Below are 9,854 nucleotides of genomic sequence, written 5' to 3'. Positions count from 1 at the left end.
GGCCGAATAGCGCGAAGCGGCGACTGGGTGCCGTCTCAGCCGATCTCGAGCGCGGTGACCTGCCACGCGGCCCGGTCGCCCGACTCGAGGCGAAGCGCAACCGCCCTGCAGCGCAGAGCGTCGACGACGACGACCGCGATCTCGTAGGTCCCCGGTGCCACCCGGGCCGCGTGGACAGAGCGCACGGACACCGCGCGGTGGGCCAGGGCGAGCTTCGGTGGGCTTATCCGGGCGGCGTCCCTGTCGCGCCCCTGTCGGGGGCCCGGGGCCGGCCGGGGACGCGACAGGGCACTGCGCAACTCGATGGGCGCCAGCAGGTCCCGGTGGAGCCACGGCACCAGCTGCTGCAGCGGGCGCACCCCCGCGAGGACTTCCATGATGGCCCTGGTGATCGAGGCGGCGAGGTGCCGGACTTCTCCGGCCTCGTCAGGCGGGGCCACTGCGCGCAGCGCTCTCGCAGGTGGCCTCTGGCGCTCCGCCTGCTCGGGGGCCAGCGCCGTGTTCCCCGAGGTCCGGACGTCTGGTCCCGGCGTCGCCGACCGCTCCCGCCGCGGCCTGTGGAAGCGGAGGACGTCAGCGGTGCGCGGTCCGTCCGGGACGACGTGGAGCACCACGGCGGCAGGGTCCCCGGCTTCCGCATCCGAGGAGCGGCGGGCCACCGACGGACCAGCGCGTCCGGGAGAGCGAGGTGCTGTTTTCTCGTCCAGCGCGGCTGAGCCGGCGACGACGGCGAGTGATGTCATGGCATGCTTCCTTTGCAGATCGGCGGCGTGGTTGCGGGACGTTCCTGTGCGCGGTTCGGGTCCCGGGGGCGTCGGAGTCTGGGAGTCTCAGCTCTGGGAGTCTCAGCGGGGTGCGGTGAGGAGCTGGCCCGGCAGGATGAGATGCGGGCTGTCCCCGATCGCACCCCTGTTGGCCGTGTACCAGTCGGGCCAGGCGGCAGCGATGTCGAGTTCCGTGGCACCCGGCCCGAGGTGCCTTGCCACGATCGACCAGAGGGTGTCGCCGGGGCGGACCTCGACAGTCGGCGTCCCCGCGGCCTCTGCTCCCCGGGCCGGCTGCTGGACGAGCAGGCCCGTCGGGGCCAGAGGAGCGGACGGTGTCCAGCCGGGCCGCGGGAGCGGCGTCGGCTCGGGGCCGGATTCGGCGGCTGTCGTCTCCGCAGGTGCCGCCTCGGCAGGTGCTGTCTCTGCTGCCGGGGTCTCTGCTGCTGGAGTCTGTGCTGCTTGGGTGTCGGCGCCGGCGGCTGCGGACGCGGGCAGCGTGGCAGCGAGCGTCGCGGGAACCGAGACCGACGGCTGCCATGTTGGATCGGGAAGTGTGTCCGCATGCGCGGCAGGCGCGGCCGCAAGGCTGAGGCCGAGGACAGCAAGGGCAAGCCTGCGCATGAAGGCCGGCGCGAAGGCCCCAGTGATCCTCGACGCGCGCGGCGCGCCGGCGGCAGCCAGCAGGGCCGCCGTGACGGCCAAGCCCATGGAGAGCAGCCACCAGGTCACCACCGCGAGCCCGGCGACGCTCGCGAGGAGCCCGAGGAGGACGTCGAAGCCCGGGAGCGTGCCGCCGTCGAACGCGCCCGGTGCGATCCGCAGCCAGTCGCCGGAGGCTCCCGGCGCGAGACTGCCCGCAAGCATCGTGCCTGCGACGACGAGCACCGCCGCCAGGACCAGTACTGCCGCGGTGGTCAGTGCGTCGGCCATGACCTGCTGACGCTGCGTGTTCTCCATGTCATCCCCCAGATAGGCGCTCGGCCAGTTCGATGCAGTTTGATGCTGTTAGATACAGTTTGACCATCGGAATAAGGGTTTGTCCAGTGATGGCAGAATGCGAGCGCGATTGCTCAGCAAGGGATGCGTTCCCTAGGGTTGACGCATGCGATGGGATGCCCTCTTCTCAGACCTCGAAGCGCAGATGGCCGCGGCGGGGCATCTCGATCTGGAGGCAGAAGTCGCGGAGAGAGTGCGCGCCGAGCAGTCGGCGGTGCTCCTGGCGGACCGGCTGCGGGCTGGTGCGGGGCGGCAGGTCGATGTCCTCCTGCGCCACGGGACGAGGTGCCGGGGAACGGTGAGCCAGATCGCGGACACATGGTTCGTCCTGGAGGATCCACCGCGGAGCCTGTTGATCCCGGCGCACGCGGTTGCCACAGTCGCGGGCACGGGACGCCGAGCCGCGCGCGAGGAGTCAGCCGTACGCCGGTCCCTCTCGCTGTCCTCAGGGCTGCGTGCGCTCGCGCGCGACCGCGCGGTGGTGGGCTGCATGGTGGACGTGGGCAGGACGGATCCCTGTACGGTCACCGGCAGGATCGACGTCGTCGGCGGGGACTACCTCGAGGTCACGCTCGCCGACGGCGCGGAGGCGCCCGACGAGCGGCAGCCGCGCACGCTGCTGATCACGTTCGCGGCGCTTCTGGCGGTGCGGTCCGGCGGCTGAGCGGCTGGCGCGGCGAACGTCCGGTCAGCCCCCGCTGTGCGTGCGACGGTTCTCGGCGAGCATCTTCTCGGCCTTCGCATAGCTGGCCTGGATGTACTCCTCCAGCTTGACGTCCTCGACCCGCCACTGTCCGCGGCCGCCGACCTGGATGGCCTTGAGCTCGCCGCTGCGCACGAGCGCGTAGGCCTGCGCCGAGCTGATCTGGAGCTGTTCGCACACATCCGCGAGCGTCAGGAAACGGGGCATGGTCACATTCTGCCACCGTCTGAACTGATTCGACACTCATTGGCGGAGTTATCCACAGTTTGACCCACTTTGACGTGGTGTGACTTGGGCGGATCGTCGCCCGCCGGACACAATGTCGCCGGGGGGCCGGGGTGCGGCCCGCGTTCGAGGGGGGATCTCGATGTCCGCTGCCATCACCACAACGCCTTCAGGCTCGAGGAGCCCAGCCGCCAACCCACCCGGAGCGAGGATGTCGCGGCCCTCGTGGAAGGATCCGCGGCTTCTGGTGGGCCTGCTCCTCGTCCTGGCGTCGACCGCTGGAGTCGTCGCGCTCGTCGACGCCGCGGATGCGACCGTCCCGGTCTACTCCGCGAAGGAGGACATCGCCGTCGGACAGCCGATCGACGCGACACTGCTCGAGCAGGTCGACGTCAGGCTGGGGGACGCCGAAGGCCGATACCTCCGCGCAGGCGCGCCTCCCGAGGGCCGTGTCGCGCTGCAGCGCGTCGCGAAGGGTGATCTCGTCCCGGCGTCGAGCCTCGGGGAGCCTCGTGCGGTGGACCGCAAGCCCGTCTCCATCAGCGCGGGGGATTCGCTGCCCGCGGAAGCCCTGCCGGGGACCCGGGTCGACGTCTGGGTCGCTCTTCCCGATGGGCGCAACGGTTTCGCGGAACCGGTGCTCCTGGTTCCGGGCGCCGAGATCGCGCACCGCGAGGCCGCTAGCTCGACGCTCGGCGGAAGCCGCGAGACGCGCGTGCTGGTGCTGGTCGACGACGCCAGACTGCCCAAGCTCCTCGGCGCCCAGGCCAACGAGGCGAAGGTCTCGCTCGTGTGGAATCCCGCGGGCGGGACGCGATGAGCATTCCCGTGGTCACCATCGGCGCCGGCCAGGCCGAGCTCGTCGGGTCGCTCGAGCGGCTCCACGGGCCGGTCACCGTGGTCAGGCGATGCGGCGAGCTCTCCGAGCTCATCGCCGCCTGCCAGACCGGTCTCGCCCGGGCCGCCGTCGTGGCGGGCGGCACCCAGGACATCACTGCGACACTCGCGGACCGGCTCGCCGCCGTCGGAGTCGCCCTGGTCGGCCTCACCGATGACGACGCCGAGCGGGCCAGACTCTCCGCGCTCGGCCTGTTCGCAGCGCCGGAATCCGTCCCCGCGCCTGAGCTCGCGCGGCTCATCGGGCGCGCAGTGGAGCAGGTGGCGCAGGACCCGGTGTCCCTGTCGTCCTTCGCGGTCGCCGGTGCCCGCCCGCTCGCCGAACCCGCCGCGGACGCCTCAGACGGCTCCGGCGGGGACGACAGCGACCCCGAGAGCCTGGGCGAGGTGATCGCCGTGTGGGGGCCCATCGGCTCGCCCGGCCGGACGACGGTCGCCGTGAACTGTGCCGCCGAGCTCGCCGCGGACGGGCGCGCCGTCGTGCTGGTCGACGCCGACACCTACGGAGCCTCTGTCGCGCCCGCGCTCGGGCTCCTCGACGACTCCGCCGGCCTCGCGCAGGCCTGCAGGCTCGCCGACCAGGGACTCTTGGACGGCCAGGCGCTCGAGCGCATTGCGACTCCTGTTGTCATCGGTGGCGGGACGCTGCGCGTCCTCACCGGCCTCACCCGTGCGGATCGGTGGCCGGAGCTGCGTGCGGCGGCCTTCGGCGACGTGATCGGGAGGTGCCGAGAGGTCGCCGACGCCGTCGTCGTGGACGTGTCCTTCTGTCTGGAGGCAGACGAGGAGCTCAGCTTCGACACCATGGCGCCCCGCCGGAACGCGGCAACGCTGCGCTCGCTCGAGCTTGCCGACCGGGTCTTCGCCGTGGGCGCAGCCGACGCCGTGGGCATGCCCCGCCTTGTGCGGGCCATCTCTGAGCTGGAGCAGGCCGTCCCGAGCGCGAGCCCCACGGTCGTCTTCAACAAGGTCAGGCAGTCCTCGATCGGGCGGTTCCCCGAGCGCGCGCTGCGCGAGGCCTGGGTGCGCTTCGGCCCGGGCGTGCCCGTGGGCGCCATGATCCCGTTCGACGGCGCTGCGGCCGACGCGGCGCTCCTTGGCGGCTCGGTCCTCCTCGAATCGGCTCCCGATTCGGGTCTCCGGAAGGCCATCGCCGAGCTCGTGTGTGCACCTGTCCAGCAAAAGAGGCGTTTCGCTAGACGTGATACCAAAGCAGGCCTAGAGGCCCCGCGCTAGGCTCGTCGTCAGAGCGCTGCGAAGTGGCAGCCCTGTCCAGTGGAGGCGAGCCCCGTGTCGACCGGTACTGCCCAGCAGACCCCCTTCCCGTCCGCCGAGCAGGAATCGCGGTTCCTCGCCGAGTACTACGAGCATCTGGCCGAGGAAGACCAGCAGGCCTACCCGTCGGAGACGCTCCAGGAACGGGCACGGCAGCACTGGAAGGTCGCCGAGGGGCGGGTCGTGGGCACCGCCAACGTCGCCATCGTCGATGAAGGCGGCCGGAGTATCGTCTACATCGTCACCGATGACATGCCGTTCCTGGTCGACTCCGTCACCGCGGAGCTCGTGCGCCAGCACGCGCCCATCCATCTCGTCGTGCACCCCATGTTCGTGGTGACCCGCCGCCGCAGCGATGACGGGATCGTCGCCGTCGACCGCGTCCCTGCCCAGTGGGGCATGACCAGCGGCGACACGGCGACCATGCCCCTGCTCTCCGCCCTCATCGCGGACGGAGACAACGCCACCCACATCGAGTCCTGGATCGCGATCGAGACGAACCGGGCCTCCGCGTCGCAGAAGCCGGAGCTAATCGATGGCATTCAGCGGGTGCTCGGGGACGTCAGGGCAGCCGTCGAGGACTGGAATCCCATGCGGACCAAGGCCCTCGAGATCGCCGACGGCCTCGGAACGGTCGCCGGCGCCGAGGACATCCCCGACCTCGTCCCCACCCAGGAACTCCTCCGGTGGCTCGAGGAAGGCAACTTCACCTTCCTCGGCTACCGGGAGTACGACCTCACGACGGCCGACGGCGAAGACGTCCTCGAGCTCGTCGAGGGCAGCGGGCTCGGGCTGCTCCGCGGGGACGGCGCGCACGCGCTCCAGCACCTCACGGCCGAGGGCCAGGAGCATGCGCGCGAACGGCGCGCCCTCGTCATCACGAAGGCCAACTCGCGCAGCACGGTCCACCGTCCCGCCTACCTCGACTACATCGGCATCAAGCGCTTCGACGCCCAGGGCCGGGTCGACGGCGAGCGGCGCTTCATCGGGCTCTTCGCCTCGAGTGCCTACACCCAGTCCGCCCGGACGGTCCCGATCGTCAAGGACAAGATCGACGAGGTCATGCGCCGGTCGGGCTTCCCTGCCGACTCCCATTCCGGCAAGGACCTGCTCGCGATTCTCGAGACCTATCCCCGTGACGAGCTGTTCCAGATCGATGTGGACACCCTGCTGAACACGGTGACCCGCATCCAGCGCCTCCAGGAGCGCCGACGCACACGGCTCTTCCTTCGCCCCGACATCTACGGGCGCTTCATGAACGCCGTCGTCTACCTCCCGAAGGACCGCTACAACACCGCGGTGCGGCGTCGCATCGAGCAGGAGCTCGAGAGGGAGTTCCACTCGTCCTCGATCGACTACGACTCCCACATGAGCGACTCTGCCCTCGCGCGGCTCTACTTCCGGATCCGGCTCCCCAAGAGCGCGGAGGGCGGCGGGGTGGACCTGCGCTCGATCGACACGGCCGTCCTCGAGCAGCGTCTCGTCACCGCCACCAGGTCCTGGAGCGAAGGGATCGCCCAGGTGCTCCACGAGAACCGGCCCCTCGAGCAGGCCGAGCATCTGGCCGCCGTGTGGAGCGAGGCGTTCCCGCAGTCCTACCGCATCGACTACAGCATCGAGGACGCCCTCGACGACCTCACGCGGTTCGAGGCCTACGCGGCGGAGCAGGCGGCCCTCGAGGCGGAGAGAGCGGAAGGGGAGGAGGCTCCCGAGCGTCCTGCCGTGCACGTGTACCTCCCCCAGGGAGCCGGCGAGTCGCTCGAGGAGGACGCGCGCGTCAAGCTCTACCTCTTCGAACCCAAGAGCCTGAGCCAGATCCTCCCGTACTTCCACAACCTCGGCCTCGAGGTGCTCGACGAGCGACCCTTCGAGATCACGACCGGCGACGAGCGGGAGTTCTTCCTGTACGACCTCGGCCTCAAGTACCCGGCCGGCGTCGACCCGCTCGCCACGGGGAAGCTGCTCGCCGACGCCTTCGGAGCGGCGCTCGCCGGGGAGACCGAGTCAGACGGGCTCGATCGCCTCGTCCTGCGCGAAGGACTCAGGTCGCGCCAGGTCGTCGTCCTCCGGGCCTACGCCAAGTACATGCGCCAGACCGGCAACACGAACTCGCTCGGGTTCATCGCGGACACGCTCCTGAACAACGCCGAGGTCACGCGCCGCCTCGTGGCGTACTTCGAGGCCCGCTTCGATCCGCAGGTCCCGGACGGGGAGAGGGAGCAGGCGACGGCCCAGGTCACCGCCGAGCTCATGGCAGAGCTCGAGAAGGTCCCCACGCTCGACGCCGACCGCCTCCTGCGCACGTTCATCAACCTCATCGAGGCGACCCTGCGCACCAACTTCTACCTCGGCAGGAACTACCTCAGCCTCAAGCTGCGGCCGTCGCAGATCGAGGGCCTGCCCTCGCCGAAGCCGGCGTACGAGATCTGGGTGTACTCGCCGAGGGTCGAGGGCGTGCACCTGCGCTTCGGCAAGGTCGCCCGCGGGGGCCTGCGCTGGTCCGACCGGCGCGAGGACTTCCGCACCGAGGTCCTGGGCCTCGTGAAGGCGCAGGTGGTCAAGAACGCCGTGATCGTGCCCACGGGAGCCAAGGGCGGATTCTTCGCGAAGCGGCTTCCGGACCCGGCCGCCGATCGCGCGGCATGGCTCGCCGAGGGCGTCGAGAGCTACAAGACGTTCATCCGCGGCCTCCTGGACATCACCGACAACCGGGTGACGACCGAGGCGGGGGAACAGGTGGTGCCGCCCGCCGGCGTCGTGCGCCATGACGATGATGACTCGTACCTGGTGGTCGCCGCGGACAAGGGCACCGCGACGTTCTCGGACATCGCCAACGGGCTCTCGGCGGAGTACGGGTTCTGGCTCGGCGATGCCTTCGCCTCCGGCGGGTCGGTCGGCTACGACCACAAGGCCATGGGGATCACGGCCCGAGGCGCGTGGGAGTCGGTGAAACGGCACTTCAGCGAGCTCGACCACGACACCCAGACCGAGGACTTCACGGTCGTGGGCGTGGGCGACATGTCCGGCGACGTCTTCGGCAACGGGATGCTCCTGTCGGAGCACATCCGCCTCGTGGCGGCGTTCGACCACCGCCACATCTTCCTCGACCCCACGCCCGACGCCGCGTCCTCCTACGCCGAACGGCGTCGCCTCTTCGAGCTTCCGCGCTCGTCCTGGGACGACTACGACCGTGACCTCATCAGCGCAGGCGGCGGTGTGTACCCGCGCTCGGCGAAGTGGATCCCGGTCTCCGAGGAGGTGCGGACCGCGCTCGGACTGCCCGAGGGCACCACGCAGCTGAGCGTGGCGGAGATGCTCAAGGCCGTGCTCCTCGCACCTGTGGACCTCTTCTACAACGGCGGCATCGGCACGTACGTCAAGGCGAGCACCGAGACGAACGCCGAGGTCGGCGACAAGGCCAATGACGCCATCCGCGTCGACGGCCGCGACCTGCGGGTCAAGGTGGTGGGGGAGGGCGGCAACCTCGGCTTCACCCAGCGCGGACGCATCGAGGCGGCCCTCCAGGGCGTCATCCTCAATACGGATGCGATGGACAACTCGGCCGGCGTCGACACGTCCGACCACGAGGTCAACATCAAGATCTTCGTGGACCGCATGGTTGCCGCAGGCAAGCTCCAGGCCTCCGAACGCACCGACTTCCTGGCCTCGATGACCGGCGAGGTCGCGCGGCTCGTGCTCGCGGACAACATCGACCAGAACATCCTGCTGGTGAACGACCGGGCCAAGGTCGTCGAATGGAGCCCCAGCTTCGAGCGCCTCATGGACTGGCTCGAGAAGGAGGCCGACCTCAAGCGCGACCTCGAGGCGCTCCCGAGCACCGGGGAGCTCCAGAAGCGCGTCGAGCAGGGCCAGGGGCTCACGTCGCCGGAGCTGTCGGTGCTCGCGGCCTACGCGAAGATCGAGCTCACCGAGGCACTGCGTGAATCCGACCTCGCCGATGACCCCTGGTTCCGCGACACGCTGCGGAAGTACTTCCCGAGCGAGATCGGCGAGCGCTTCGACGAGGAGCTCGACAGCCACCCGCTACGCCGGGAGATCATCGCCACAGCCGTGGCGAACGACATGATCAACCTCGGCGGGATCACCTTCGCCTTCCGCACCATCGAGGAGACGAGCGCGACGCCGGCCGCGGTCGCCAAGGCGTTCGTTGCGCTGCGCGAGGTGTACCGGCTCGACGAGCTCACGGACGCTGTCAACGCCATGCCGGCCTCGTTCCCCACCGAACACTGGACGATGGTCCACCTCGACATCCGGCGCCTCCTCGACCGTGCGGTGCGCTGGCTCCTGCACCAGGGCACCGCGGGCAAGACCATCGCCGAAATGGTCGGGCAGTACGGGCCGCCGCTGGCGACGCTGCGTGCCCGGCTGCTCGACTACCTCCGCGGCCAGGACGCCGCCCGCGTGATGTCCTGGCTGGAGCGGGGCCGGTCGTGGGGCCTGCCCGAGGAGCTCGCGAAGCGTTGGGCGGAGCTCTTCGAGAGCTTTGCGTTGCTCGACGTGGCGCGCATCGCCCAGTCGACTGGGTCGCCCGTGGAGCAGGTCGCCGCCGTCTACTACACGGTGTTCGACCGGTTCCGGGTCGACGACCTGCTCGAGCGCATCACGGCGCTTCCGCGTCGGGACCGCTGGCAGGCGCTGGCGAGGGCGGCGCTGCGGGACGACCTCTACGCCACGGTCGCTGACTTCACCCGTTCGGTCATGGACGCCGCACCCGATTCGGCGGCCCCGGACGCCCGGCTCGCGGTCTGGGAGGAAGCGAATCGGGAGCAGCTCGATCGCGCGGCGGCGATGTTCGCGGAGGTCAACGCCCTCGAGAGCGACGACATGGCCTCGCTCTCGGTAGCATTGAGGCTGCTGCGGTCGATCGTGCGCCATTAGGCGGCACGGTGCATGAGGCCGCGGCGGCTCGTGCCGCCGCGGCCTTCGCGTGTTCACCGCCAGCTCCACGACGACGAAACCCCGGCCCGGCC

Annotated in this window: 7 protein-coding genes; 4 read left to right on the top strand and 3 right to left on the bottom strand. The window is 70.3% G+C overall.

Going from position 1 to position 9,854, the window contains the following annotated elements; all coding sequences use genetic code 11:
* Nucleotides 1-35 precede the first annotated feature (35 nt).
* Both ABD298_RS05035 and ABD298_RS05030 read right to left on the bottom strand, forming a co-directional pair.
* Entirely contained in the window at nt 36-743 is a 708-nt protein-coding gene (locus tag ABD298_RS05035) for an Rv3235 family protein (protein WP_344298552.1), read from the bottom strand.
* 102 nt (nt 744-845) lie between these two features.
* On the bottom strand, nt 846-1,724 hold the full coding sequence (locus ABD298_RS05030; RefSeq protein WP_344298551.1) for a LysM peptidoglycan-binding domain-containing protein: 879 nt from the start codon (nt 1,722-1,724) through the stop codon (nt 846-848).
* 145 nt (nt 1,725-1,869) lie between these two features.
* Here ABD298_RS05030 and ABD298_RS05025 point away from each other — a divergent pair, with 145 nt between their 5' ends.
* On the top strand, nt 1,870-2,427 hold the full coding sequence (locus ABD298_RS05025; RefSeq protein ID WP_344298550.1) for a hypothetical protein: 558 nt from the start codon (nt 1,870-1,872) through the stop codon (nt 2,425-2,427).
* 24 nt (nt 2,428-2,451) lie between these two features.
* On the opposite strand, the gene ABD298_RS05020 is transcribed toward ABD298_RS05025, so the two are convergent.
* Nucleotides 2,452-2,673, bottom strand: coding sequence for a helix-turn-helix domain-containing protein (locus ABD298_RS05020; RefSeq protein ID WP_344298549.1), 222 nt, complete (start codon nt 2,671-2,673; stop codon nt 2,452-2,454).
* A gap of 265 nt (nt 2,674-2,938) precedes the next feature.
* Here ABD298_RS05020 and ABD298_RS05015 point away from each other — a divergent pair, with 265 nt between their 5' ends.
* The 3 genes from ABD298_RS05015 to ABD298_RS05005 are packed head-to-tail and all read left to right on the top strand — an operon-like array spanning nt 2,939 to nt 9,762.
* Complete coding sequence (locus tag ABD298_RS05015; RefSeq protein WP_344298548.1) at nt 2,939-3,511, top strand: SAF domain-containing protein; 573 nt, start codon at nt 2,939-2,941, stop codon at nt 3,509-3,511.
* Nucleotides 3,508-4,824: a CpaE/TadZ family protein gene (locus ABD298_RS05010; protein WP_344298546.1), complete on the top strand. Its 1,317-nt coding sequence runs from the start codon at nt 3,508-3,510 to the stop codon at nt 4,822-4,824. Before ABD298_RS05015 ends, ABD298_RS05010 begins: the two co-directional genes overlap by 4 nt.
* 54 nt (nt 4,825-4,878) lie before the next feature.
* Nucleotides 4,879-9,762, top strand: a complete 4,884-nt coding sequence (locus tag ABD298_RS05005) for an NAD-glutamate dehydrogenase (protein WP_344298545.1) — start codon at nt 4,879-4,881, stop codon at nt 9,760-9,762.
* Nucleotides 9,763-9,854: the final 92 nt, after the last annotated feature.

The sequence above is a fragment of the Sinomonas flava genome (assembly GCF_039531875.1).
Lineage (GTDB): Bacteria > Actinomycetota > Actinomycetes > Actinomycetales > Micrococcaceae > Sinomonas > Sinomonas flava.
This window is presented reverse-complemented; position numbering and strand designations above follow the sequence as displayed.

What these genes read in the sequence shown, in the direction of transcription:
- ABD298_RS05010 (WP_344298546.1), top strand. Translation starts at nt 3,508, where the DNA reads ATGAGCATTCCCGTGGTCACCATCGGCGCCGGCCAGGCCGAGCTCGTC.
- ABD298_RS05030 (WP_344298551.1), bottom strand. Translation starts at nt 1,724, where the DNA reads ATGGAGAACACGCAGCGTCAGCAGGTCATGGCCGACGCACTGACCACC.
- ABD298_RS05035 (WP_344298552.1), bottom strand. Translation starts at nt 743, where the DNA reads ATGACATCACTCGCCGTCGTCGCCGGCTCAGCCGCGCTGGACGAGAAA.
- ABD298_RS05020 (WP_344298549.1), bottom strand. Translation starts at nt 2,673, where the DNA reads ATGCCCCGTTTCCTGACGCTCGCGGATGTGTGCGAACAGCTCCAGATC.
- ABD298_RS05025 (WP_344298550.1), top strand. Translation starts at nt 1,870, where the DNA reads ATGCGATGGGATGCCCTCTTCTCAGACCTCGAAGCGCAGATGGCCGCG.